Source organism: Pseudoalteromonas neustonica, from assembly GCF_001653135.1.
GTDB classification, from domain to species: domain Bacteria; phylum Pseudomonadota; class Gammaproteobacteria; order Enterobacterales; family Alteromonadaceae; genus Pseudoalteromonas; species Pseudoalteromonas neustonica.
The window spans coordinates 1-24,675 of sequence record NZ_BDDS01000028.1 but is presented as its reverse complement, the minus strand read 5'-3'; the positions used below and the strand labels follow the sequence as shown (position 1 = coordinate 24,675).

At 37.6% G+C, this 24,675-nt stretch carries 25 protein-coding genes and 4 tRNA genes; 9 read left to right on the top strand and 20 right to left on the bottom strand.

Translation table 11 applies throughout. The features are described from left to right. Positions 1–263: 263 nt before the first annotated feature. The 5 genes from A7967_RS20755 to A7967_RS20735 form a co-directional block, all read right to left on the bottom strand. On the bottom strand, positions 264–2,207 hold the full coding sequence (locus A7967_RS20755; protein ID WP_054205713.1) for an EAL domain-containing protein: 1,944 nt from the start codon (positions 2,205–2,207) through the stop codon (positions 264–266). 157 nt (positions 2,208–2,364) lie between these two features. Next, a tRNA-Asn gene (locus tag A7967_RS20750) sits at positions 2,365–2,441 on the bottom strand. 21 nt (positions 2,442–2,462) lie between these two features. Beyond that, positions 2,463–2,539: transfer RNA gene (locus A7967_RS20745), tRNA-Asn, on the bottom strand. A gap of 23 nt (positions 2,540–2,562) precedes the next feature. Further along, positions 2,563–2,639: transfer RNA gene (locus A7967_RS20740), tRNA-Asn, on the bottom strand. A gap of 21 nt (positions 2,640–2,660) precedes the next feature. Then, a tRNA-Asn gene (locus tag A7967_RS20735) sits at positions 2,661–2,737 on the bottom strand. Between the two features lie 1,086 nt (positions 2,738–3,823). On the opposite strand from A7967_RS20735, the gene A7967_RS20730 reads away from it, so the two are divergent. From A7967_RS20730 to A7967_RS20710, 5 genes are all read left to right on the top strand, one after another. Then, positions 3,824–5,203 (top strand): MATE family efflux transporter, encoded by a 1,380-nt coding sequence (locus A7967_RS20730; protein ID WP_054205714.1) that lies wholly within the window; start codon positions 3,824–3,826, stop codon positions 5,201–5,203. After that, positions 5,200–7,200, top strand: a complete 2,001-nt coding sequence (uvrB, locus tag A7967_RS20725) for an excinuclease ABC subunit UvrB (protein ID WP_054205715.1) — start codon at positions 5,200–5,202, stop codon at positions 7,198–7,200. Before A7967_RS20730 ends, uvrB begins: the two co-directional genes overlap by 4 nt. Further along, positions 7,193–8,128, top strand: a complete 936-nt coding sequence (locus A7967_RS20720; RefSeq protein ID WP_054205716.1) for a class I SAM-dependent methyltransferase — start codon at positions 7,193–7,195, stop codon at positions 8,126–8,128. The genes uvrB and A7967_RS20720 overlap by 8 nt, the downstream gene beginning before the upstream one ends. Next, a complete protein-coding gene (locus tag A7967_RS20715; RefSeq protein WP_054205717.1) occupies positions 8,129–8,803 on the top strand; it encodes a tRNA (adenine(22)-N(1))-methyltransferase TrmK in 675 nt (224 codons plus the stop codon). 92 nt (positions 8,804–8,895) lie between these two features. After that, on the top strand, positions 8,896–9,912 hold the full coding sequence (locus tag A7967_RS20710) for a hypothetical protein (RefSeq protein ID WP_054205718.1): 1,017 nt from the start codon (positions 8,896–8,898) through the stop codon (positions 9,910–9,912). Here A7967_RS20710 and A7967_RS20705 read toward each other — a convergent pair. After that, positions 9,907–10,149 (bottom strand): hypothetical protein, encoded by a 243-nt coding sequence (locus A7967_RS20705; protein WP_054205719.1) that lies wholly within the window; start codon positions 10,147–10,149, stop codon positions 9,907–9,909. The two genes, A7967_RS20710 and A7967_RS20705, sit on opposite strands and share 6 nt — an antisense overlap. Positions 10,150–10,352: 203 nt before the next feature. Here A7967_RS20705 and A7967_RS20700 point away from each other — a divergent pair, with 203 nt between their 5' ends. After that, positions 10,353–10,802, top strand: coding sequence for a methyltransferase family protein (locus A7967_RS20700; RefSeq protein WP_054205720.1), 450 nt, complete (start codon positions 10,353–10,355; stop codon positions 10,800–10,802). An 87-nt stretch (positions 10,803–10,889) separates the two neighbouring features. On the opposite strand, the gene queC is transcribed toward A7967_RS20700, so the two are convergent. Continuing rightward, positions 10,890–11,570, bottom strand: coding sequence for a 7-cyano-7-deazaguanine synthase QueC (gene queC, locus A7967_RS20695; protein ID WP_269432724.1), 681 nt, complete (start codon positions 11,568–11,570; stop codon positions 10,890–10,892). Positions 11,571–11,700: 130 nt separating this feature from the next. Here queC and queE point away from each other — a divergent pair, with 130 nt between their 5' ends. Then, on the top strand, positions 11,701–12,366 hold the full coding sequence (gene queE / locus A7967_RS20690) for a 7-carboxy-7-deazaguanine synthase QueE (protein ID WP_054205722.1): 666 nt from the start codon (positions 11,701–11,703) through the stop codon (positions 12,364–12,366). Between the two features lie 272 nt (positions 12,367–12,638). Next, positions 12,639–13,382 (top strand): class I SAM-dependent DNA methyltransferase, encoded by a 744-nt coding sequence (locus A7967_RS20685; protein WP_054205723.1) that lies wholly within the window; start codon positions 12,639–12,641, stop codon positions 13,380–13,382. A 443-nt stretch (positions 13,383–13,825) separates the two neighbouring features. Here A7967_RS20685 and A7967_RS20680 read toward each other — a convergent pair whose 3' ends face one another. The 12 genes from A7967_RS20680 to A7967_RS20625 form a co-directional block, all read right to left on the bottom strand. Beyond that, complete coding sequence (locus tag A7967_RS20680) at positions 13,826–14,218, bottom strand: LysM peptidoglycan-binding domain-containing protein (RefSeq protein WP_054205724.1); 393 nt, start codon at positions 14,216–14,218, stop codon at positions 13,826–13,828. 352 nt (positions 14,219–14,570) lie between these two features. Beyond that, entirely contained in the window at positions 14,571–15,431 is an 861-nt protein-coding gene (locus A7967_RS20675; protein ID WP_054205725.1) for a glycosyl hydrolase family 18 protein, read from the bottom strand. A 253-nt stretch (positions 15,432–15,684) separates the two neighbouring features. Then, positions 15,685–15,906, bottom strand: a complete 222-nt coding sequence (locus tag A7967_RS20670; protein ID WP_054205726.1) for a hypothetical protein — start codon at positions 15,904–15,906, stop codon at positions 15,685–15,687. 108 nt (positions 15,907–16,014) lie between these two features. Further along, positions 16,015–16,308 (bottom strand): hypothetical protein, encoded by a 294-nt coding sequence (locus tag A7967_RS20665; protein ID WP_054205727.1) that lies wholly within the window; start codon positions 16,306–16,308, stop codon positions 16,015–16,017. A gap of 49 nt (positions 16,309–16,357) precedes the next feature. Continuing rightward, positions 16,358–16,663 carry a hypothetical protein gene (locus A7967_RS20660; RefSeq protein ID WP_054205728.1) on the bottom strand — a complete coding sequence of 102 codons (306 nt, stop codon included), beginning with the start codon at positions 16,661–16,663 and terminating at the stop codon, positions 16,358–16,360. 345 nt (positions 16,664–17,008) lie between these two features. Then, positions 17,009–17,629 (bottom strand): hypothetical protein, encoded by a 621-nt coding sequence (locus tag A7967_RS20655; RefSeq protein ID WP_054205729.1) that lies wholly within the window; start codon positions 17,627–17,629, stop codon positions 17,009–17,011. A gap of 62 nt (positions 17,630–17,691) precedes the next feature. Further along, positions 17,692–18,312, bottom strand: coding sequence for a hypothetical protein (locus A7967_RS20650; protein WP_054205730.1), 621 nt, complete (start codon positions 18,310–18,312; stop codon positions 17,692–17,694). A 59-nt stretch (positions 18,313–18,371) separates the two neighbouring features. Continuing rightward, positions 18,372–18,875 carry a hypothetical protein gene (locus tag A7967_RS20645; RefSeq protein ID WP_054205731.1) on the bottom strand — a complete coding sequence of 168 codons (504 nt, stop codon included), beginning with the start codon at positions 18,873–18,875 and terminating at the stop codon, positions 18,372–18,374. A 254-nt stretch (positions 18,876–19,129) separates the two neighbouring features. After that, positions 19,130–19,750 carry a hypothetical protein gene (locus tag A7967_RS20640; protein ID WP_054205732.1) on the bottom strand — a complete coding sequence of 207 codons (621 nt, stop codon included), beginning with the start codon at positions 19,748–19,750 and terminating at the stop codon, positions 19,130–19,132. A 15-nt stretch (positions 19,751–19,765) separates the two neighbouring features. Then, the gene (locus A7967_RS20635) at positions 19,766–20,386 is read right to left on the bottom strand and encodes a hypothetical protein (protein WP_054205733.1); all 621 of its coding nucleotides are present in this window, start codon (positions 20,384–20,386) and stop codon (positions 19,766–19,768) included. 208 nt (positions 20,387–20,594) lie between these two features. Beyond that, positions 20,595–21,200: an RNA polymerase sigma factor gene (locus A7967_RS20630; RefSeq protein WP_054205734.1), complete on the bottom strand. Its 606-nt coding sequence runs from the start codon at positions 21,198–21,200 to the stop codon at positions 20,595–20,597. 135 nt (positions 21,201–21,335) lie between these two features. Continuing rightward, positions 21,336–22,445: an AAA family ATPase gene (locus tag A7967_RS20625; RefSeq protein ID WP_054205735.1), complete on the bottom strand. Its 1,110-nt coding sequence runs from the start codon at positions 22,443–22,445 to the stop codon at positions 21,336–21,338. Between the two features lie 822 nt (positions 22,446–23,267). Between A7967_RS20625 and A7967_RS20620 the strand changes: the two genes are divergently transcribed. Then, complete coding sequence (locus A7967_RS20620; RefSeq protein ID WP_054205736.1) at positions 23,268–23,933, top strand: hypothetical protein; 666 nt, start codon at positions 23,268–23,270, stop codon at positions 23,931–23,933. Positions 23,934–24,019: 86 nt separating this feature from the next. Here the strand turns inward: A7967_RS20620 and A7967_RS20615 are convergent. Then, positions 24,020–24,675: transposase (locus A7967_RS20615; RefSeq protein ID WP_082916356.1), on the bottom strand; the 656-nt coding region annotated here is incomplete at its 5' end.

Genomic DNA, 24,675 nt, shown 5'->3' with positions numbered 1-24,675 from the left:
GCAATTTATACTGCGTTATTGATTTTAACAAGGGAACAACCATTATTTGCAATCAATGCCTTGCCTAAATTGCTTTTAATTCCAACTGAAACTCGCATCTTGAGGTGGCTTGGGTATAGCTATTGGATTAAGCTAACGAGTGCGTTAAAAGTTAGATACGATTTTGCTACAGAGGGGGATCTTAAGCCTGAGATAGCAAAAAGGGCTCTGCATATGCTGGAGCCCTTTTTATATAACTAAGCGTTGAATCTTTTAAGGTGTTTCTATATATCTTTTGGTTTTTCGATGTAATAACCTTGTACGCCATCTAAACATAAAGTTTCAACAATGTGTTTTTCTTCTTGGCTTTCAACACCTTCAGCGAAAACGCTAACCCCAATTCGGTGTGCTAAATCTACCATTAAACGCATGAAATACTGATTGTTTTTATCTTCTTCAAGACCGCGAGTATAACTTGCATCCATTTTGATAAAATCAGGTTTCAAATCACGGAAAAATTTAAATGAGGTTAAACCAACACCAAACCGCTCAACTGTAATACGCGCACCAACACGATGTATCATATCAATAAAGCGTTTACTGGCTTTAATATTTTGTTGTAAGCCAAACTCACTGACTTCAAATACCAGCTTTGAAGCAATATTCGTCTCTTTAAGTAAGCGCCTTTCTAACCAAATAACAAATTGATCATTATGGGCACTGGATGCAGTAACGTTGAGTCCAAAATATTTTTCAGAGAAATTACGACTTTTTATTTTTTCAAGAGAAGTATCAATAATTAAACGATCAATTTCAATCGCCATATCCAGTTTTTCAGCCATCGCTAAAAATGAGGCCGTAGGAAGAACTTGGTTTTCAGCGGTTTTAAAACGCACTTGTATTTCAGCATAGGCTTTAATACTTTTACCAATTGGCATTATATTTTGCATTACTAAATGAACACGTTCGGCTTCTATTACTTCATTTATAACTTTACGCCAATTTTGATTACCAAAACCAGCACTCACATTATTTACTAAATCAGTTTCGCGCTGTACATGCCATGCATTTGTTTGTTTTGATTGTGCCATGCTCATAGCATTATCTACAATTGAGAGTAACTCTCCCAATGGTTTACCTTTCTCGTAACCAACAATGCCTGTGTTTGCCACCGAGCTTAGTTCTTGGTTTTGTTGGTATTGAGTAAAGCGTGATTGTAAATTATCACCAAAACGTTCAGATTCTTTAAGCGGAACATTGGGTAAAACAACCGCAAAATCAGAGCTATTTAAGCGAAACACTTTGCTGTCAGTGTATGTGCCACTAATATGCTTGATAATATCAGCAACAGCTTTGATGTATTCATCACCTCTTTGGTAACCGCGTGTTTGGTTTATTGATTGTAATTCACTACAACGTATCATGGCTAACGAACCAAAGGTGCTCTTTTCACTGCTTTCGATATTCTTTTCATAATACTCTACAAACATATTACGATTGCCCAGCTCAGTTACTACATCTTTATATGCTTCTTGTTTTATAGAATGAGCGGCATTTTCAATATCGTCATGTTTACTTTGTAAAAAGTGAGATAAACGATTAAAGCTCGGAATTAAATCTGCGCCCAGTCGTTTTATCTTACTGTTATCAATCGCTGTTTCAAGACCTGCTTCTACTTGGTTTTGATTAATATAAACATCAATAACTTCTGCTACGGTCATACTGATATTTCTATTTAAGCGTTTGAACATCGCTTTCATAAAAATAACAGGGATGATTGCTACAATGCCTGAAATCAAAATAACGATAAATAGGGCTTGTTGTAACAGGGAAGCAAGGCTAACAGCGTTGATTGTAAATTCTACTTTAATGTCAGCGGCGCTATTAACGGCAAATTGTGGCCGAATAGAATTAAACCTTGATTCAACAAATTTAGCAAAAGCGGGTAGTTGAATAGGGGATTGGATATTGATTACTTCTTTACCGTCGTAATCACGCAATATAAAAGAAGAAAATGTATTTCCATCAGCAAGTGCGCGCTGAATTTTCTCTGGGTTTATTTCAGAGATAGAATGAGAGTTAATATAGTTACTAACTACGAGTTGTGCTTTCTTTTGGGCATTACTTGCAGCACCGTCGAAGGCCGCAGCTATAAAGTAACCACCAACACTTGCAAATAGTAGCCAAGATAACAATTGTATAAATATAAGTTTTTTAAAGCCAGCCATGTCTTAGTCTTTCAGTCGTCCAAAAGGGAAGGAGTCAAATCCTTGATCAATCAAAATTTCTTATACTTGTCAGTATGATTAACAGAGTGTATTAATTTGATATGTGTAGGGTAGTGGAATTATACAGGAAAGTCTATTTGATTTGTGCAAGTTAAGTTGGCTCCCCCTCCCCGACTCGAACGGGGGACCTGCGGATTAACAGTCCGTCGCTCTAACCAACTGAGCTAAGGGGGAACTACAATAACTTATATGATTTGGCTCCCCCTCCCCGACTCGAACGGGGGACCTGCGGATTAACAGTCCGTCGCTCTAACCAACTGAGCTAAGGGGGAACTACAATCATATTACATAAACTTGGCTCCCCCTCCCCGACTCGAACGGGGGACCTGCGGATTAACAGTCCGTCGCTCTAACCAACTGAGCTAAGGGGGAATCGTTTATGGTTGAAAAACTTGGCTCCCCCTCCCCGACTCGAACGGGGGACCTGCGGATTAACAGTCCGTCGCTCTAACCAACTGAGCTAAGGGGGAAGCGTATATGCCTTTCAACGGGGCGAAATATTAATGACCGCGCCGCAAACTGTCAACACATAAAAGTCATAAATTAAAAAAAGAAGTCTATTCGATGTTTTTATGTTCGATCTGATGGTTTTATGACAGAGATTGCCTGTTTATTGATTAGTTACCCGCGGTTTAAAAACAGGCAAAACCACAAAAGCGGCTGTTATTTAAACAAACGCGATAATTGAATAATCACGTAAATGATTATTTGGATACTTAAATGGAGTCAAATTTATAAAATCAGTCTTTTTCTATGAGAATTAAAATAATGTGTTCAGTACTTTTTATTGATTAAATATTAACTTCTTGATTTGTTCCGAACTGTATTTATAGATGAACAAGTAAAATAAAGAGAGCCTTAATAAAAATACGTTAGTAACGCGGTGGCATGCTTTCATTTCAAATTATTGTGGTAGTTATATTTAAAAACAGCTAACTAGCTTATATGGAGTGTACAGAAAAGAGGTTTAGTGAGACTCAAAGATAGTGTATTTACACGCTAAGTTTGTTTTTTGAGCTGTTTAAGTCAATTCTGTTAAAGTTAGTATTTGCCAACTAAGTTATAGAGCAGTATTTGAGGTTGCTTCAGAAGCCTTTATAAATGCGGCTTTGAGAGAGTTATCCACGGTTTCTGTGGATAACTCTGTTTATGAAACTTTAAGAACATCTGCGGGACTACTGTTCTAGGGCTCTGTAAGGATATCAAGCATTAAAATCAGTTTTTTTTAATGCTTATAAAACAGTGGTTTAATAAAGCATTGTAAAAGTAGCGCCTTTGATGAGTAAATTTATTCGTGACGATTTGATATACAAAATTATTGTGTAAAAAATCAGCGTTTCACGCAGCGTTTTTGTAATTTTAGTTATTTAAATGTATTTTTATTGTTTTAATAGGGGTTTAATACAAATTTATTTATGAAGGGCGTAAAAAAGTAAGTTTTCCTTACTTTATCAGCGGTTTTCTAACTCAATTTACATTCAGTGTATAAATGCGTGGCTTGCAAAGCGATGATGCTTTAAAATAGTCTGCTTAGTAAAAGAGGCTTATTTATTCTCATGCGTGCAACCTTGCAGACCAAAACATCTCCCGATTTATTAAATGCCCCCATATTACCAACATTGAAAAAAATGACGATCCCGATGATATTCGGCATGATCACGTTAATGATGTTTAATATCGTTGATACATTTTTTATTAGTTTACTTGGAACAGAACCCTTAGCTGCGGTGAGTTTTACCTTTCCGGTTACGTTTACCGTCATTAGTTTGGCGATCGGGCTTGGCATTGGTACATCAGCTGTTATTGCTAAAGCGCTGGGGAGTAATAAATTAGAAGAAGCACGTTTTGATGCCAGCATGGCATTGTTAATTGCAGTGGTAATGGTGTTGTGTTTATCGTTGCTGGGTTATGTGCTGATCAATCCAATATTTACTTTATTAGGTGCCAGTGAGCAGGTATTGCCGTTGATCCATGACTATATGAGTGTTTGGTTTATTGGTAGTGTATTTTTAATTACGCCAATGGTTGGTAACTCAGTGTTGAGGGCCAGTGGTGATACAACAACACCCAGTATTGTAATGGGCGGGGCAGGGCTGATTAATGCGGTGCTTGATCCAATGCTTATTTTTGGTTTCGGACCCATTCCCGCACTAGGTATTCAAGGCGCAGCAATAGCCAGTGTCATTGCGTGGTCTGTGGCTGTAGTGATCATTTTATATTTACTAGCCGTAAAAAAAAGGCTTCTCAGTTTAAAAGCAAAAAAACAAACTGCGATAAGTTCGATTCGTAAAATTTTAAAAATTGGATTACCAGCAGCGGGCGCTAATATGCTTACTCCTATTGCAATGGCGATCATGACGATGCTTGTGGCGTTTCATGGGCCAGAGGCCGTTGCGGCATTTGGGGTCGGAAGTCGGATTGAGTCAATTGCTAGTTTAGTGGTGTTAGCTTTATCGATGACTTTACCTCCGTTTATCAGCCAAAACTTTGGAGCAGGTAAACTTGGACGAGTTAAAGAAGCTTACACAACAACTTTAAAGTTTGTGATGATCTGGCAATTTATTATTTATTTAGTATTGATTGCATGCGCGGGGGTAATCAGTCAATTGTTCGGTAAAGAGCAAGTGGTTATCGATGTTATACAATTATTTATATATATTTTGCCGCTGAGTTATGGTTTTCAAGGTGTTATTATTTTATCAAATTCGTCATTCAACGCGTTGCATAAACCAATGAATGCATTGTTTTTAAGTGTGATTAGATTATTTATATTTTATATCCCTTTTGCTTATTTAGGTAATGAGCTTGCAGGTCTGAAGGGGCTATTAATTGGTGCAGCTATTGGTAATGTTTTTACAGGTATAGTGGCATATAAATGGTTTATGAAAGAGCTTAATGCAATAAGTAATCAACCAATTAAGGAGTGCCATGCATGAGTGACCATTTTCAATTGGTATCAAAGTTTACCCCTAGTGGCGACCAACCAAGCGCGATTGCTCAGTTGTGTGAAGGGCTAGAAGCTGGCCTTGCTCATCAAACTTTGTTAGGCGCAACGGGCACGGGTAAAACGTTTACAATGGCTAACATAATAAGTGATTTGAATCGTCCAACGATCATCATGGCACATAATAAAACGTTAGCAGCGCAGCTATATGGCGAGATGAAAGAGTTTTTTCCTCATAACGCAGTTGAATATTTTGTATCGTATTATGATTACTATCAGCCTGAGGCGTATGTAGTTTCAAGTGACACATTTATTGAAAAAGATGCATCAATTAACGAACACATAGAACAAATGCGGCTCAGTGCAACAAAAGCGTTATTAGAGCGCCGGGATACGATTATTGTGGCATCGGTATCAGCTATTTATGGTTTGGGCGATCCTAAATCATATATGAAGATGATGCTGTTATTAAAAGTAGGCGAAAAAGTTGATCAGCGCGATATGCTGCGTCGCTTAGCTGAAATTCAGTATACACGTAACGATATTGATTTTAGTCGTGGTACTTATCGCGTTCGTGGTGAAGTTGTGGACATTTTTCCTGCGGAGTCAGACACGTTTGCAGTACGAGTAGAAATGTTTGATGATGAAATAGAACGCTTGAGCATTTTTGACCCATTAACGGGCGCTGTTGAGAAACATATTGTCCGTGCAACTATCTATCCTAAAACGCACTACGTGACACCTAGAGAAAAAATTCTTGATGCGGTTGAGCATATCAAGGCTGAATTAAAAGATCGTCGTGCGCAGTTGCTCAGTGCGAATAAGTTAGTCGAAGAGCAGCGAGTTGCACAGCGTACTCAGTACGATATTGAAATGATGACCGAGCTGGGTTATTGCTCAGGCATAGAAAACTACAGTCGTTATTTATCAGGGCGTACACCGGGCGATCCACCACCAACTTTACTCGATTATTTACCTGATGATGCATTGATGATCATCGACGAGTCCCACGTTACAGTGTCGCAAATAGGCGCCATGTATAAAGGCGACCGTAGTCGTAAAGAAAACCTCGTAGAATATGGTTTTCGTATGCCATCAGCAATGGATAACCGACCACTGCGTTTTGAAGAATTTGAAGCAATTGCACCGCAAACTATTTATGTCTCAGCAACCCCTGGTGATTTTGAGCTTGAACGCTGCGGTGATGACATTGCTGAGCAAGTTATTCGCCCAACGGGCTTACTTGACCCACAAATTGAAGTGCGTCCAGTTGCTACACAAGTTGATGATTTACTGTCGGAGATATACAAGCGCGTTGAGATTGATGAACGGGTATTAGTAACCACGTTGACTAAACGTATGTCAGAAGATTTAACCGATTACCTTGCTGAGCATGATGTAAAAGTGCGTTACTTGCATTCGGATATAGATACTGTTGAGCGGATTGAGATAATTCGTGATTTTAGGGCCGGTGTATTTGATGTGTTGGTGGGCATTAACTTACTTCGAGAAGGTTTAGATATGCCAGAAGTGTCGCTTGTTGCGATACTTGATGCAGATAAAGAAGGCTTTTTACGTTCAGCACGCGCAATTATTCAAACGATTGGCCGTGCCGCTCGTCACCTTAATGGTCGTGCAATTTTATATGGCGATCGCGTGACTAAATCAATGGCTAAAGCGATTGACGAAACGCAGCGCCGCCGTGAGATCCAACATGCTTATAATGTAAAGCATGGCCTTGAGCCGCAAGCGTTAATTAAGAAAATCACCGATATTATGGATACCGGCGAACAAGCGGGTCCAAAAGACAATTTAAAACTGATCCGTAAAGAAAGTAAACAAGTGCTAAGCGCTAAAGAGATTGCAGTGCAAATCAAGCAACTTGATGCAAAAATGCATGCCTATGCCAGTGACTTAGAATTTGAAAAAGCCGCATCTGTACGTGATGAAATCCATGAACTACAACAACAGTTAATTAAAAATGCATAATTTTACACCCCTTATTACAGCACTCGAAGGTGCGCCTTTGGCAAACAATGAACTTTGCCGTGTTTTTCATGGCCGTGGGCACACTACGCCGCAATTAAGTCATTTAAATATTGATTTTTATCCGCCATGTTTATTTTTAGTATCGTATGAAGAAGTGGATGATCAAACATTATTGCAGTTAAGCGAGCTTGTATGGCAGTGGTCACAAACGCACGCAAAGGAGCTCATTACGTCGCTGGTGTTTCAACAGCGCGCAGGCCAGCAAACAAAAAACAGCTTGTTATATGGCGAGTTACCACAACCGCATACAGTAAAAGAAGGCGCTGCCACCTTTTTAGTTGACTTAATGAGCCGCCAAAACACCGGTATTTTCCCTGATATGCGCAGTGGTCGAGAGTTTGTGCAAGCGCAGAGTAAACACGCTAAGGTGCTTAACTTATTTTCGTACACGTGTGGGTTTTCAGTGGCGGCAATGCATGGTGGTGCAGATAGTGTTGTAAACATGGATATGAATAAAGGAGTGCTACGCACTGGCAAACAAAATCACCAATTAAATGGCTTTGATCGCGGCGTAAGTTTTTTACCGCACGATATTTTAAAATCGTTTGGCAAGCTCAAAAAAGCAGGGCCTTTTGATTTAATTATTGTTGATCCACCCAGCTTTCAAAAAGGCAGCTTTATACTCACTAAAGATTATCAAAAAGTATTGCGTCGCTTGCCAGAGGTACTCAATAGCAACACGCAGCTATTGTTATGCGCTAACAGCCCAGAATTAAGCGAAGAGTCGTTTAAAATGCTCATTAGCGAGCATACGCAAGGTGCAATTGAGTTTGTTAAACGTTTAGCACCTACGCAAGGTTTTGTTGATGTAGACAGTGATAGAAGCTTAAAAGTGTTGATCTATAAAACGTCGCAATCGTCACTATAAATGAAATTGAGTAACCGCCTTAATACTATAAACACATTGATCACAGAGTCTTACGATGTCATTTGGGATTGTTGCTGTGATCATGGGTTTTTGGGTATGGCGATTTTAAAGCGCAATCTTGCGGATAAAATTATTTTTGTTGATATTGTGCCTGCATTAATGGCTGATTTGAGCAAAACATTAACTCGTTTTAGCTGCGCGAAAACAGCTAAACAGTGGCAGGTAAAGTGTCAGGACGTTGGCAGTCTTGAACTAACTCCTTCAGCAAAGCAACTTGTTATTATTGCTGGTGTGGGAGGGGAATTATTGCTTAAGTTAGTACAGCAAATAATAATAAATAACACCAATCATGATTTATCAAAATTAAGCTTTATTTTATGCCCAGTACATCATACTTATAGCTTGAGAAAAGGGCTGCTTAAATTAGGCTTAGGCTTAGTTACAGAGCAAATAGTATTAGAAAATAAACGTTTTTATGAAGTTTTACACGTTAGTTTTGAAAGCGAACAACCTATTAGCTCAACAGGTACAATTATGTGGGAAGAAAACAACACAGCTCATAGAATGTATCTTTGCCAGTTAATTAAGCATTACACACGTATGATAAATAAAGACCCTGTATATTTTCAAAACGTGCTCAATGATTATCAACAATTAGTTGAATTAAAAACCTAAAATAACAGGTCTTGTGTGATCTATTTGTCATATTACTCTCGTAGAGTACATATAATTTACGCCTGCCTTGCGCAAATATATTTGGTTTATTTATGCTCGATAAAAACACACAGATTGGTTCACATCCAAAAAATAACACTAAATGGCCACAAAGCTTTGAGCAGCCAATTTCATATGCACCGTTGGTACAACTTGCTAATAAAAATTGGGTTGTACCGCAGCACTTTTTACGTTACCAACACTCTCTCGACAGTGTTAATGAAGTACTAAGTAATATTGAATTTTCAGCTCACTTTAGGGTGCTAGCAGCCAAAAAAGACAATCAAATTTATCTGCAAGTTGCGATACTTAGCCCTGATAATTACCAAAGCGGCAACAAAGCTAAAAAACTGCTGTTTGGTAGGCGTTGGTATGTTGAAGAAAACTTGCCTACGTCAGAGCTCATTCAAACTGCTTTGCTGGCTTTAAAAGTTGCAAGAGAGCACGAAGTACGTGAACTTTTTCAGTTAACACACGAAAGTGGTTTAAGTACGCCATTTAATAACCATCATGATTTGCCTTTAATGGCGCAAAATTCGGAATTGATCTGTAATCAAAATTATCAGGCTAATGACATTGATGCCATTATCGCGCGATGTATATTTGCAGGTGAGCAGTTACGTTTAATTGCAATACAGACTATCAATAGCGATAACTACTTATACACAGTACAACTTACGTGCGATGAGTGTCAGTTAGGTGAGTTTAATGCTAAGACGGTTGTATTTTTGGCATCAGATAGCTCAGCAAACGGTTTTTTACATGGCTTAATAAATGCGTTAATTAAAATCAGTAATGATTATGTTAACGAGCATTTTAAATACAATGGATTTGCGCGTTTTAGCCAGCACGTTGTAGCTGAGCAAATAGGGCTGCTAAGTGTTGTGCTGCGCTCTCATAATGCACTAAATTTGTGTTCATTAGGTAAGCAGTCTGCAAATCAACTTAATTTTGAAATTGACAGTGGTAGAGCCCCTCAAGGATGTAATCAAGCTATCAGTGGTTTTTTAGCTGCTCATGGGATTGAGCAGCCAGAAAATGCGCACTTATACCAATTTAACGTGTTATAGCTTATTTATTTCTTGTTTTACCGCAAAGCTAGAATCAGTCACGATAGCTTCAAGCGTTTGTACTCGTTCTTTGAGTGCAAGCACTTCAGCGTTTACCGCGCTCAGTTGTTTGTTTGAATCACTGTTGTTATTTTGCATCTTGTGTTTAAACTCAAGGTGCTTTTTATACATATCGTAAATCACACCTGAACCTACAGATATAAATACGATTAACACTATCATCGTAGTACCAGACATAACTTCTTTCCTTAAAATACCGTTGTTAGCACAAAGTATAACCTTATATTTGCGAGTATAAAGCTGACAATTGTAACTTAATTTGTAAATATGCTTTGTTTCGATCTGGTTTTGGCGAAATAGCACGTGTTAAATTATACAATGGCCCCATATTTATTGAATCGTACTTATCTATGCTTATCAGCGAAAGTGAATAAATAATTATGCTAAAAAATAAAATTCCCCCCGTTATTGTTGTACTGTTTTTTGCCGTACTAATGGCGATCATTGCACATTACAGCGTGATTGATTTTACTACTTTTATTGTTTATTTAGCTGTAGTGTTAGTAGTCATTGGCAGCATATTTTGTATTGCGGGTGTAGTGAGTTTTCGTTTAGCAAAAACTACGGTTAATCCAAGTAAGCCAGAGCAAGCCACACGCTTAGTAAGCAAGGGGATCTATAAATACACCCGTAACCCTATGTATGTTGGTTTTGCATTTATACTCGCAGGCTGGGGGGTCTGGTTGGGTTCTCTATGGGCTATTTTGTGTGTGTTTGGGTTTGTTTTTTATTTGACGGTGTTTCAAATAATTCCAGAGGAACATGCACTACAAAGGTTATTTGGGCAAGACTACAGTGACTACAAAGCGCGGGTAAGGCGTTGGCTTTAAGTAAAAAGGCTATTGTTATAATAAAATAATAGCCTCTATATACCCAAACATCGTAAATTTATAAATCTTGCTTGGGCTAATATTTAGTTATTCGTACTCAATTGGATCTGTCATGTTATTCAGAGTAAATGCTTCTAAACGTTCTTGGCAAGCACCACATTTACCACAAGCCTTTTCACGACCGTTATAGCAGGTCCATGTTTGGCTATAATCTAAACCCATTTTGATGCCATCGGTTAGAATATCTATTTTAGTGTTGTTCAAGTATGGGCTGAAAATTTCCACTGCATCGTAGTTAGCAATACGGCAAACATCATCCATCTTTTGTACAAACTCAGGACGGCAATCTGGGTAAATAGCATGATCTCCAGAGTGAGCGCCATAATAAACTTGGCTCGCTTTTAGCGATACAGCATAACCTACGGCCAGTGATAGCAAAATCATGTTGCGGTTAGGCACTATGGTGCTTTTCATGTTCTCAGCTTCGTAGTGACCTTCAGGGACTTCAATATCGTCAGTTAACGACGAGCCGCCAATTAATTGATTAATTGCTGAAATATCAACGATTTTGTGCGGAACGTTTAATTTTTCACACACATTTGCAGCAACTTTAAGCTCTTTTACATGACGCTGACCATAGTCAAATGACAGGGCATAAACATCGTGGCCTTGCTGCAGGGCTTTATTTAATACGGTAAATGAGTCCATACCGCCGGAATAAATCACAACTACTTTTTGCGTCATAACTGTTTTGCTCTTAGTTTTAATAGAGGTTTATATCAGGGCGCGATATACTACACGGCTGGAGCATAAATAACAATTTTTGACCGTGGTTTTTGATTTTTCAAATCAGGGTACTGTGCTCGTAATAAATGCCAAGCAGTAAGTGAGATGTCTTTTGTACAAAATTAATGAAATATTCGAAACAATCCAAGGTGAAGCGAGTTTTACAGGCACGCCTTCGATCTTTTTGCGTTTGCAAGGTTGCCCTGTGGGCTGTGCTTGGTGTGATACTAAACAAACGTGGGAAGTAGACAATGTATTTAAAGTCTCTCTGGATGAAACCGTTGAAAAAAAAGCCGATTCAGATCACTGGGCAGATGCATCTGCAGAACAAATTTTAGCGCTATTTGCAGCGCGTGGCTATCGTGCAAAGCATGTGGTGATCACTGGCGGCGAGCCATGTATGTACGACTTAAATCCTGTCTGTAATTTACTGCATGAAAATGGCTTTAGTACACAGATTGAAACCAGCGGCACATTTGAGATTTTAGCCCCAGCACAAACGTGGGTTACTGTTTCACCTAAAATTAATATGCGTGGCGGCTACGAGGTGCTCAGTACAGCAATGAAGCGCGCTGATGAAATAAAACACCCCATCGCGATGCAAAAGCACGTAGAAGAACTTGAAGAGTTATTCGCTAAAACAGGCGTAAGCCCTAAACTTGTTTACCTGCAACCAATTAGCCAAAAGGTATCAGCTACAAAACTGGCGATTGAAACGTGCATTGAAAAAAACTGGCGCTTATCAGTGCAAGTACACAAATATTTAGGAATAAGCTAAGCGGCTGCGCCGGGTTAGCGGGGCTGTAAGTTTTCATCCGTAAGCCTTAATTTTAGCCTGGTGTTAAAATAAAGCTGAGTAGGTTGAGTTGGGTACAACGAAACCCAACAAACCACTTTACTTATACCAACTAGCTTAGATATAGGGTCTACTTAATTCGTTAAATTGTTCAAATATTTATACAGATTAGTATGATATATCCACTTCGTAAATCGTGATAATTAGTTTATTATGCGCGACTCAATATACACACTACAAACGACTAGGCTTATATGTCCGCAAACGCGCTATACACAGATCTCTCCGATTACTATGACTTAATGTGCGCAGATATAGATTATCAAGCCCAAAGCTCTTCTATTCATAGGTTGCACCAAATCTTTGGTAATAAGGGAAATACGCATCTTGATTTAGCGTGCGGCACGGGCCCGCATGTTCGTCATTTTATTAACTACGGTTATCAAAGTAGTGGACTCGACATAAATCAACCAATGCTAGACAGAGCAACAATTCGCTGCCCAGAAGCGCAATTCTCACTGCAAAACATGAGTGAATTTGTTGTCACTGAGCAATTGGATTTAATTACCTGCTTTTTGTATTCAATCCATTACTGTGATGGTATTGATAAATTAAAAGAATGTATTGTTAGTGCACACAAGGCATTAAAAGATGGCGGTATATTTTGTTTTAACGTCGTTGACAAAAATAAAATAGATAGTGATTCATTTGTAGAGCATACCGCTGAAAACGAAAATAGTTTATTCACATTTCGCTCAGGATGGAGCTACAGTGGCAGTGGCGAAAAACAGTCATTAAAGCTCAGTATTACAAAAGTAACAGCAGACGACACTCTCGTATGGCACGATGAACATCCGATGGTTGCTTTGGGCTTTGCCGAGTTAAAAGAAGCCCTAAAGCCTTACTTTGAAATACATGTGTTTGCGCATGATTATGAAAAAATAACCGCTTGGGATGAAAGATCAGGCAATGCTATTTTTGCTTGTGTAAAAATTTAAAGTAGAAAGTAGAAAGTAGAAAATAAAAAGTAAAGCCAAACTTTGTTAGTCTCATATCAGATACTTACCTATTAGCAATTAAGTTAAGTAGCATCAACGATCAGTGTAAAGGACTGCATTGAATAGTAGACTGGTGCGGCCATTATATAGGCCCAAAGATATAAAAAAGCAACGTAAAAAAACAGCTCCATATATTGAATATAGAGGAAGCGCAATGGCTTGAATCAATACTCAAGTTTTTTAGGTAGTAAACAACAGTTAAAACTAGAAGTCGCAACCAAGGATGTAAAATGCTACAAAGGCGTAGGCTGAGCAGTTGCAGTGCCATCAATAACTTAAGTAATAAACTCTTCAACAAAGCATTTATTTAAGTTAGTTTTTATTCGTCTAGCGTATAAAAACGTGTATTTCCTCTTAGTATATAGATGTAGTTTATTAGTATATTATGGCGCTACCGTTAAGGTATTCAATGCCGGTGTGTAGGGAATAGATAAAACTTGGTTCACCTTTAACTTGCTTAGATCTAGTGTTTTTTTATGTTTGCTTATTGCGTAGTTGTGGTTAATTAAATCGAGTACCGTAAGTGTTGCAGTATTGGCTAACCCCTCACAAATTGACTTCGTAGTATCGCCTATCCGAGTTTGATATATAAAATGCCCGCCTGCCGAGTAGTAAGGTATTTTGAGCAAAGTGTTTTCTGATAGAGGGTCGAAGTTAACTTCAGGGTTAACTGCTATAACGTCTTTAACTCCAACACCTGCACTGGCTCTTATTGAAATTGTGATCAGTGTAAGGGTGTCACCTGGTTGAACTGTATAATGTAATACGGAATGCATAGCGTTTATCCTTGATATGTATGGAAAGTTAGTTGGGGAAATATATTTTTAAAGATAACAAAGAGCTAGGTTACACATGGTTAATAAGCTGCGTTTACTATAAATCATTCATTTTACCAACATGGTAAAATGAATGATTTTATTAGTAAAAGTGACATTTTGCGTATTTTCCCGCCACTTCGGTTCATTAAATAGGCTGAAATATTCACAGATCTTAAATCTAGATTTTACACACCAAAAAACGCAAAAAAGAGAAGTGTATTTTTTTACTGTGTTATCAATGTGTACAAGGAGTGTTCCCACTTATAATACACTACGGTAAAGCATAGGATTTGTGAAATACAGCAAAAGGTCAGATAGTATCTTTTACTGCTTTAACAAACTGATAGTTTGTTTGTGCATCTAAATTAATACTCCAAACCATAGCACCACCAAACTGTGGGTCTTTGCAAATAGCTTGGTATTGATCGCTAATTAACGGGTAAATATTTGCAGGAACATCAGGAACAGTAAAAATACTCGTTCCGGCCGCATCTCTATTAGCTGGCTCACCAATCACAATTAGAGTCTCTGCAGGAATAGACTTTTTAAAGTTAATAAAACTTTTAGATATAAAGTCCACATTTGTTTCTTTACTGCCATCAATATCAGGGAATGGATTGTTGTATGCCTGAATAAACAAATAATCAAAACGATTATTATTTATTGCCTGATCGTACATACGACAATGACCAGTCGAAACCAAGTATAAATCAGAACCTGGAGCGAATTGATTTACCTGAGGGGCAGCTGTAATAAGTAATGTTGGAGCAAGTTGTTTTATGGCCTGACAAAGCTCATCCAAATATTTACCATCACCATTAATTTCCAAATCAAAATCTACGCCAGTGAAACCATAATCTGTTAGGTATTCAACTAGATTCTGAGCAAGCACGACTGTTGAAACGTCATTTGGATTATAGGTATTAATTTCACCACCGACTGAAAATAATACCTGCTGTGCACCCTTGGATTTGGCTTTTTTTATGTCTGCTTTCAAAGCTGTTTCTGAAGGAGATGCAGCAAATGCATCACCAAAAATACCAACAGTGGCACCATCAATTTTACCAAATGCCATCACAATCGCGGTATAACCTTGCTCCGCTGCTTGTGTAAATGTGATGTTTGACCAGCTTTGTAGGTAGCCAACCATCAGTGCTTTATTATTACTCATATAGATATCCTTTTGTGTATATATCAGGGCAAGCAACCATGTTAGACATTTGGCTTTGACCCTGTAGTTAATTGAGTTGTATGAGTTTGTTCAGATAAGGAGTAAAGGGTCGAGCTACTTCTCTAATGAAGCGCTTCAATTACGATTAAAACCCTACCGTAAAATAGGAAGTATCATTAGATAAGTAACTGACCTCTTTATTTTAACAATTAAGCTAAAGCCCACTTTCATCGGTTTTAGATAGTTGTTATGATTATTTTCTAAATGTCGCTGTATTGCCATTTTTTTCTATGCAAGTACGCCCAACCATACCTGTACCATTATCTAAACCAACGAGATAGTCAGAATTAAGAATAATTAAACCAGTAGGATCAAGGTTTGTTACATGTAAATCATTGACGTTTATGTTCGCGTCATCACTTTGAGCTGTTGCTACAGGGGCTGTTCCTGCTTCATTCTTGATTAAGATATCCATTAATTACTTCCTTTATTTATTATGTTGTTACAGGCTCTGTCACTTGCCTATAACAATTAGGCTAAAGCCTGTTTTAATGGGCTTTAGGTTTTGTTATGGGTTTATTAACTAATTCTTTGTATATTCGATAGTCAGGTATCCCCCGGGCCCGTACAATTGAATAATTACATCTCTATTAATGGGTCCTGGCACCTGCTCATTGAGAACTGTTATGGATTCTGCAACTACATTAGTCCGATCTTGAGTTATAGCATCGGTTGCCGTACCTTTATGAAATATATTAAACTTTAGATTGCCATTTTTATGAGATTGATATGTATTAATAACCGTGGCTTTGTGATCTGAAGATAAAACAAACTCTTCAGTTGCTTTATCGGTTCTAAATGTTTTCTTTTTTGACATAATCGTATCCTTTAAGCTTGTTATTAGAGCTATTTTTGTGCTCTTTTATCTAAACTTTTGCAAAGTTTATTTTGTAGCTCGATTCACCTAGACTAATTTCAACCGCCTTAGTGTTCAATATCCAGCTAGTTAATGTATTTGGCTTCACCTCAGAACTATTATCACCTGCAGTAAGTTTACAAACAGTATCATTATCACATTCTTGAGTTTCACCTACCGCCCACACTGCGTCTTCGTCACCTAACACGAAAGTATGATCACCTGTGTATGCACCATAAACAAGGTCCACTTTTTCTTCATTCTTACTATCTCCCAGTACTTGTACTGTGATTTTTTCTAATTTTATTTTTGACATAATAATTTATCCTTTTTTTGTATTTTTTATTTACCTTGTTATAGGCTTTCTTCATTGCCTATAACAATAGGGTTTAAAGACAATGGTATTTATTCCCACTATCTATTCATCATTTATGGTCTTTTAACACCCGATTAAGGTCCTAAAAGGCCACTATCAACTCCCATTAACTAACCAAATTTCAGACGTAACTTCCCTATATTTGGGCGGTGAGTCGCCCTTTCTTATCAATAATAGGCAATTTAATTGCAGCTCTATTGTTACAAAGATGAACGTAAAATAACGTTGGGGAAGTAAGTGATTAATTTGATTGTTTAGTGATGGGTTAATTCTTTACTTAAAAGTTTATTGCTGACTTTCAATTTTAAAGCTGAAGCCGTCTTCAGCATTACCATTAAGTGAAATGGTTGCTTTAGTGACACCTTCCAGATCCTGCTCAAAGAAGCTATCGGTATTAAGTACCGCTGAATTTAATAACTGGCTTTCTTCAATTTCCGAAGCGACGCCCCAGTACAACTTAGGTTTAAGTACAAACGTCGCTTTTTGACCAAACCCGACGATTCTTTTTTCCATCATCAACTTGCCGTCTTTATATAGCTGAGCACTGATCCCATTAGGTACGTTAACACTGTTATTAACATCAATTGACTTAGTGTCTGACGCATTACCATTTGCAGCTAATACTACGCCAGTATCATCTTTATCGACGGTGTAACGCTTACCAATCACCGATGGTAGAACTTGCGTTTTATTTTGTCCTTCTTGCCAAGTCGCTCCAACACTGGTTTCAATTGGAAAAACAAAGGTGCTGGAAGATGCGCGGCCAATATCCGGGATCACTCGCCAGGCCACACCTTCTTTTAACGCATCAAAGGTAGGTGTTTCGTTTTTAGTGAAAACAAAAATTTTAGGTAAGTCTTTGTTCATAGATTTGTTTACATAAGTAATTTCAATATTTGAAGGCATAATTTATCTCTCATTGAGTAAGTGGTTTTAATGTTATAAATGGCTTTTTTGCCATAATGGGTTTATTGTTGACTTTCGATTTTAAAGCTGTAACCGTCTTCGGCATTACCATTAAGTGAAATGGTTGCTTTAGTGACACCTTCCAGATCCTGCTCAAAGAAGCTGTCGGTATTAAGTACTGCGGAATTTAGTAACTGACTTTCTTCAATCTCTGAAGCCACACCCCAATATAATTTAGGTTTAAGTACAAAGGTCGCTTTTTGACCAAAACCGACAATTTTCTTTTCCATCATCAATTTACCGTCTTTATATAGCTGAGCACTGATCCCATTAGGTACGTTAACACTGTTATTAACATCAATTGACTTAGTGTCTGACGCATTACCATTTGCAGCTAATACTACGCCAGTATCATCTTTATCGACGGTGTAACGCTTACCAATCACCGATGGTAGAACTTGCGTTTTATTTTGTCCTTCTTGCCAAGTCGCTCCAACACTGGTTTCAATTGGAAAAACAAAGGTGCTGGAAGAAGCGCGACCAATATCTGGGATCACTCGCCAGGCCACACCTTCTTTTAACGCATCAAAGGTAGGCGTTTCGTTTTTAGTGAAAACAAAAACTTTAGGTAAGTCTTTGTTCATAGATTTGTTTACATAAGTAATTTCAATATTTGAAGGCATAATTTTCCTACTTGGGTTTGTTGGGGGTTATTTACATGAGTTTGGTTAGCAAACGGCAGCTAACTCGCTTTACTGCTAACATCTGTGCCGTCTGATTTTACTTCCACAGACGTTAAGGTTTTATCAAAAAGTTTCCCTTCAGGGAATGAATTTAACGCAGCTATCACACTTGTAACGCCAGAAACTGATGGCTCATTTAATGGGAAGCTTTTAGTATAAGAAACTTTAGAATCAACACCGTTTGCGGTTTTTAACGTATCGGTTACTACAACTTCCAGTGTCATATTAAATGACTCAGAGACAGTAAGTGTTGATGTGCTATCTGTAACAGTCAGTTGAATAGCATCTTGAGCATCACTTGATACTGTCTTAATCATTGAATCTATAGATACAGTGCTGCCTTCCAGCTTATTTTGTTCCGCTTCTTCAGCGACTTTATCCAGTTTGGCTTTAATATTTTTTTGTAAATTAGCATCTGAGCCTAAATTTTCAGTCAATGAAGCCTTAAAAGCTCCTTGGTCAACAATTTTATAGCTCGAAGTGATCACAATAGAGTTACTCATTCTTTGTTTCCTTTGGTTGGGTTTATCTAAGGTTTGCTTAATATTGGACGACACAATTTCACCGCCCAATTGGGTTACTTTTTTTTTATCGCATTGAGCTGAGTAATAGACAGTTTATGTTGTCGACTGCTGATTTTTGTATTACCATTTTTTAATTGGCAGTAATACCAAGTACCATCCATATTTAATAGTCGCTTAAGCGCAACTGGGTTAAGTCTATTAATTTCAAAAGCATTCATATCTGTTATGTCTTTTTAGCTGTACTGCTCAACCTGAAAATGATAGCCATCTTTGGCATTACCATTGAGTGAGACTAATACCTCTGCTACACCGCTTAAATCCAGCTCAAAAAAACGATTTGAATTTAACACTACCGATTTAGAAGCGAGCCCTTTACCTTCGCTAATTTCTGATGCTAATCCCCAATAAAGTTTATTACTTGGTTTAAAAATGGCACTTTGCTGATAACCGACGATTTTTTTTCCTATGATGGCCTTACCACCATTACAAAGCTGAGCAGAAACCCCACTATCAACTTGGATGTTATTCACAAGCTCAATGATGTCTTTTGTAGCGGCATTACCGGATTTTTCCAAGATCACGCCAGTATTATCTTCAATTATCTGGTATTGTTTACCAATTTCAGCAACTAGCATTTTGGTCATGTCAGCACCATTATTCCAACCAGCTCTGATAGTAAAATAAGGCTCATAAATAAGTGAAGCGATTGAGCCTTGGCCAACATTTTTCAGCACCCGCCAGGCAATACCGTCTGTAATTGGATTAAAATCATGCATGCCACTTTCAGCAAAAATAAAAACGTGTGGCAAGCTTTTATTCATCGACTGATTAATGAACTTGATCTGAGTATTCATAAGCTGTGCGACCTTTTATTTTTGATCTTCGATCTTAAATGTGTACCCTTCTTTTGCATTTCCGTTTAATGACACAGTAGCCATCGAAACACTTTCCAGGTTTTGCACAAAAAAGTTATCTGAATCTAGTACGGCTGAACCTATAGCATCCGATTGATTAATTTCAGATGCGATCCCCCAGTACAGTTTAGGTAACAAACGGAATGATGCTTTTTGACCATAAGCAACAATATTTTTCCGCACTAACACGCTATCATTTTTACTCAAGTAAGCACTTACACCATTTTGAACTTTTATCTCATTGGTTAGCTCTATTTCATCACTTCTGACGGCATTACCATTTTCAACTAATATTATTCCTGTGTTGGTTTCTGTCACCGTATAACGTTTACCTTGGGTACAATTTAAAGATCTGGTCTGGTTACAGTCATCTCCCCAACTTGCAAATATTTTAGTTTGAGCCGGGTAAGTAAAACGGCTCATTGACTCTCTACCTATCTTTGAAATGACTTTCCAGGCAATACCATCTTGTAACGCGTTAAACGAGGGTAGTTCGTTAGTCGCGAAGACAAATATTTTAGGCATATCTTTATTCAATGATTTATTAATATAGGTGATCTGAGTATCACAAAACATATTGAATTCCTTAGTGTTAATATTAGTTTCTGATTATGTTCATTTACTACTCTGTCATATAAGCGTTTAGAACCTAGATCCTGTTTCGGATAATTAATCAGCCGTTTTACCAAGTTATTAATAAGATACTTAATTTAAAGTATCTTATTTCACTCAGTGTTTTGTGGTGCTGTTATATAAACGTTTAAGACTTAAGTTCTGTTCCAACTTAATTAACTAAATAATCAACAATTAGTGGAGTGATATGTTTGCGGGTACGAAAAATCAATTTTCTAATTTGAGATTCGGTTTGTGCTTGTTCCTGACTGATTTGCTTGTAGCATTTGTCATTAAAGAAATAATCTAACGCGACTATACGATATTTCTCCGGCATATTTTTAATTGTCTTTTCAATAAAACAACTGGTGCTTTTATTAACGACCTCGTTAAATATTTCAGCTTCGTTATCTTGCTCTTCAGCTAACAGCACCGTTTGGTATTTAAAGTACGTCTGATTTTTTCTTAATTGGTCAAAATAATGATTACGGGCAAGCTGAAATAACCAAGCCTGTAATTTTATATCTGATTTTGCTTCCGGCAACTTTTGATAAGCTTTTAGCATGGTGTCATGAGACAGATCTTCAGCATCATGGAAATTTTTAGTTAAACTATACAAACAGTAATTAAATACTTTTTTTTCCAACCTTAACCAGTATTGCCAAAACTGCTCGGGATCGGTTTTGAGTTGGCTAATAATTTGTTTGTAATTTAGGTCATCAGTATTATTGCCAATCCAAGAGAGCGTATTTGGCGTTGTTTTCAACTGTGCAGACATGATTTTTCCTTTCATTGAATAGAAGTAAATATGCGCATGCAAAATTTTGGGTATGTGAATGCGCATATTGTTTAGTTCAACTACAAGATATTTTTTTATCGTTGCTTATACCGGCTCAGATCCGGCTCACTTGTATTATTTAACTGAATTTTTAATCAATAGAGGCTGATGGTTTTTAATGCCTTCCCAAATTAACGGATGTGAGAAACTGTAATGATCCGATTCACGTACGACTAAGCCGCTGCTCAACATTTCTTGGGCTAAACACAGCGGTGCATGAATATGTTTTTTATGCGTAAATTGAGTTAATTGGCTGGCACTAAAATGAAATCCTTGTAAAGCCGCATATTGGAAAAGCTCAGTAAGCTCGACCGGCATATCGGCCAGTGTATTGTCTATAAATTGTTGTAACTTAGTGGATTGGAAGCTTTGATAATCAGGAGTGAGCAGTAATTGCTGTAAAAAAGCGGGGTTGCCAGCAGCGCGCTCTATTGCCACTTTTACTTCGGTTTGATATTTCGCAATAGCAAACCCTTTTTTGGCAAGGCAATGTTTTGCTAAGCGAGTTTGGGCGTCTAGACTGAGTTGTTTTAATGGCATGGTGTGCGCAAGAGACAACCAATCAGGTGGCGAGGTCAGTAGATCTTTTGGCTGGGCAATAAGAATAAATAAAATAGGCTGTGCGTATTCTATTTCTATGAATAAGCGTAAAAATTGAATCTGTGTATAGGTTAAATGATGCACATCATCGATAGTAATTAGTGCGATTCTTTTATGAACTGCATAATCAATTAAATCATAGGCTATCTGCTGATCTATTTTATTCATTTGCTGGAGTGTTTGCTTTGCTAGCGTGTTACGTTGATTTTTACTGAGAGAAAACCCTAATAATTGCAGGGTCCTTAAATAACTTAGAGAAGAACTTGCGACTAAATTTACTTTTTTTGTAATCACCATATCCGTGGCAGTACTTTCAATTTGCAGTAGTTGTTTTATAAAATTAAAGATCGAAAATTTGAGTTTATGAGCAGGGCAATTATGTGGTTGGCTAAACGCTAAATTACGTTTTCCTGCAGATTTAACACAATCAATAAAGTGATTAAGTAAATGGGTTTTCCCGCTGCCAGTTATACCGTAAATATAAATGGTTTTGGTGCAGTTTTGACTTTCAGCATAACTCAATAATGAATGTAATTGATGTAATTCCCATTCTCTACCTAGGCAGGGATCTACTGATTGCTTCATTAAATGAGTGTATAACCAAACAGGGATAGGCGAATTAGGAAGTAATACGTCAATGCTGACTTGAAAGAAGCGTGCAAATATATTTAATGTTCTAAATAGTATTTTTTTCCCAGCTTCAGCTCTTTTTATTGATGAAACTGAAATAGGCAGCCTTTTATCGGTACATTCTTGAGCCAGCTGCTCTTGACTTAAAGCTTTTTTTTCTCAGTAACTGTAGGGCATGCGCATTAATATTTATGCGTCCGTTCGTAAGCGTTTCCGTTTCCATTAGGCTATTCCTCATAACTCTCTTGTATTTGTATTAAAATAGCGATAATTGATCGCTTAATAGTGCAAAAGTTTTGGAATTATAAGTCTACTTTTTTGTTGAGTTTTTTAATATTACAGAGCATTACATTAGTTTGACTTACCTCAAATAAGCTATTCAAGCATCTGTAATATCTTCCAAAATGCCAACTAAAATAACATCAAATCCTCACTTTATATTTTCCGTGAAACAGGAGTAACTAATTGAATCAAAAGCTTGTGATACGGTTGAATCATTAACATGGCTTGTTGGTAATTGGAATTCTGAAATTAGTAAATTGAAAATTAATGAATCATGGAAGCGGATAAGTGACAAAACTTTTGAAGGCTCTGGTTAAAAGTATTCGATCGAAAAGGATAAAATTGTAAGATAACTACTTTGACGAGATTAACTTACTATTCCAATGTCTTGGCTCTCGAAACTTTAATATCAGTAGAAAGCAAAATAATGGTGGTAGAAAAATAGTCTATGACTTAGAGGTTAGTTTCAACGGCACAGCTATTCCAAGAAACAAGATGACCTGCCTGTTCAGCGAGTCTGATAGACGCGCTTTGGCGCTGTGTATCTATCTAGCTAAAATTAACAAGCTTTCAAATGAGGATAAAGCCAAAGCCATATTGGTAATGGACGATCCAGTGACCAGCTTTGATAATGAACGAATCTCTAGCATTTTAAATAAGCTCTATGAGATTTCGCCAACTATAAAGCAGTTGTTCATAACAACTAACTACCGTGGAATGGCGGTTACAGCAATTAAAAAATTCGCTAATACGAGCGCATTAAAAATTGTAAAAGTAGCGAATGGTTCGGACTTTGCTGCTATTACAGAAGCAGAGATGACAGCGACGGAGCATGATGACGCATACAACGAAATCACTGCGTTTATAAACCATGAAACTCAAGACAACAAAATAATGAAACTTAGACCTTTTTTGGGGATAGAACTTCGCCATCGATACAAAGAGCAACTCAGAGCCAATGGAGCCACTTCGAAAACAGATTTTTCAATTTGTATTGATACCCTTAAGAACAATGGCATTATAACTGAGAAAGTTGCAAACGAGGTTCATTCTTTTAGAACAACTTTAAACCCACCAATGCACGAGTTGATGGAGATGAATATTGAAGATGTTCGAAATACCGCAACTAATATGATGGATTTGATTTATAACCGTATGTAAAGCACAAGGGAGCTGAGCAAATGCTCAGCTTGATTGCTCATAATATACTTTATTGCGGTAACTAATTTAAGCTCATACCTTAGTTCTTAAGGAGCGTTGATCGCGTAACTTCCTATTTTAAAACGGCAAATGTCACTTTCTTTTTCAATGGATTGACGCTTACAATTTTCCGCTAGTAGCTTTAGTACACGGTGTATCTTGTGGCTGCACCGTGTTTGCTCCATGCAATCTAGAATATCATCCAACCAAAGATAACTGCACTTGCTCGCTCTAAATGTCGAGATCGCACACTTAAACATAGTTGCTGCACTATGGCAGATAAAACGCTTGATAAGTGTTTGCAGTATGCTCAGCCAAACCAGTGATTCGGCAATGTGTGGATCTCGTGTGATAAACCCTTTAAGGTTATTCCATGACTTTAGCTCTTTGAAAAACAGCTCAATTTGCCAACGAGTTGCGTATATATCGAGTAACTCGTCAAAGTTAAACTGAGCTTCTTTTAAATTCGTAACAAGAAAAACAGGGCGCTTTTCATCCGGTAAATAGATAAGTCTGTACTGGGGTCCATTTTTCTTCCAGCGTACTGTTAATTCAAGTGGTTGGCTTGCGAATTTCTCGAGTAACGTTTTGAGTTTAATATTCTTCTCTTTGAGTTCTATACCCGCGCAATAAGCTGATGTAACGATTGGGTTGATGTTTTTATTTGCTCTGACCAAAAAGTGGCCGCCATCTTGGGATACTT

Excerpts from the sequence above, each read along its gene's own strand:
- uvrB (WP_054205715.1), top strand. The coding sequence starts at position 5,200 with ATGAGTGACCATTTTCAATTGGTATCAAAGTTTACCCCTAGTGGCGAC.
- A7967_RS20650 (WP_054205730.1), bottom strand. The coding sequence starts at position 18,312 with ATGCCTTCAAATATTGAAATTACTTATGTAAACAAATCTATGAACAAA.
- A7967_RS20655 (WP_054205729.1), bottom strand. The coding sequence starts at position 17,629 with ATGCCTTCAAATATTGAAATTACTTATGTAAACAAATCTATGAACAAA.
- A7967_RS20670 (WP_054205726.1), bottom strand. The coding sequence starts at position 15,906 with ATGGATATCTTAATCAAGAATGAAGCAGGAACAGCCCCTGTAGCAACA.
- A7967_RS20630 (WP_054205734.1), bottom strand. The coding sequence starts at position 21,200 with ATGTCTGCACAGTTGAAAACAACGCCAAATACGCTCTCTTGGATTGGC.
- A7967_RS20675 (WP_054205725.1), bottom strand. The coding sequence starts at position 15,431 with ATGAGTAATAATAAAGCACTGATGGTTGGCTACCTACAAAGCTGGTCA.
- A7967_RS20620 (WP_054205736.1), top strand. The coding sequence starts at position 23,268 with ATGACCTGCCTGTTCAGCGAGTCTGATAGACGCGCTTTGGCGCTGTGT.
- A7967_RS20685 (WP_054205723.1), top strand. The coding sequence starts at position 12,639 with ATGTCCGCAAACGCGCTATACACAGATCTCTCCGATTACTATGACTTA.
- A7967_RS20680 (WP_054205724.1), bottom strand. The coding sequence starts at position 14,218 with ATGCATTCCGTATTACATTATACAGTTCAACCAGGTGACACCCTTACA.
- A7967_RS20625 (WP_054205735.1), bottom strand. The coding sequence starts at position 22,445 with ATGAAGCAATCAGTAGATCCCTGCCTAGGTAGAGAATGGGAATTACAT.
- A7967_RS20660 (WP_054205728.1), bottom strand. The coding sequence starts at position 16,663 with ATGTCAAAAATAAAATTAGAAAAAATCACAGTACAAGTACTGGGAGAT.
- A7967_RS20645 (WP_054205731.1), bottom strand. The coding sequence starts at position 18,875 with ATGAGTAACTCTATTGTGATCACTTCGAGCTATAAAATTGTTGACCAA.
- A7967_RS20640 (WP_054205732.1), bottom strand. The coding sequence starts at position 19,750 with ATGAATACTCAGATCAAGTTCATTAATCAGTCGATGAATAAAAGCTTG.
- A7967_RS20715 (WP_054205717.1), top strand. The coding sequence starts at position 8,129 with ATGAAATTGAGTAACCGCCTTAATACTATAAACACATTGATCACAGAG.
- A7967_RS20665 (WP_054205727.1), bottom strand. The coding sequence starts at position 16,308 with ATGTCAAAAAAGAAAACATTTAGAACCGATAAAGCAACTGAAGAGTTT.
- A7967_RS20720 (WP_054205716.1), top strand. The coding sequence starts at position 7,193 with ATGCATAATTTTACACCCCTTATTACAGCACTCGAAGGTGCGCCTTTG.
- A7967_RS20705 (WP_054205719.1), bottom strand. The coding sequence starts at position 10,149 with ATGTCTGGTACTACGATGATAGTGTTAATCGTATTTATATCTGTAGGT.
- A7967_RS20755 (WP_054205713.1), bottom strand. The coding sequence starts at position 2,207 with ATGGCTGGCTTTAAAAAACTTATATTTATACAATTGTTATCTTGGCTA.
- A7967_RS20710 (WP_054205718.1), top strand. The coding sequence starts at position 8,896 with ATGCTCGATAAAAACACACAGATTGGTTCACATCCAAAAAATAACACT.
- A7967_RS20730 (WP_054205714.1), top strand. The coding sequence starts at position 3,824 with ATGCGTGCAACCTTGCAGACCAAAACATCTCCCGATTTATTAAATGCC.
- A7967_RS20700 (WP_054205720.1), top strand. The coding sequence starts at position 10,353 with ATGCTAAAAAATAAAATTCCCCCCGTTATTGTTGTACTGTTTTTTGCC.
- A7967_RS20635 (WP_054205733.1), bottom strand. The coding sequence starts at position 20,386 with ATGTTTTGTGATACTCAGATCACCTATATTAATAAATCATTGAATAAA.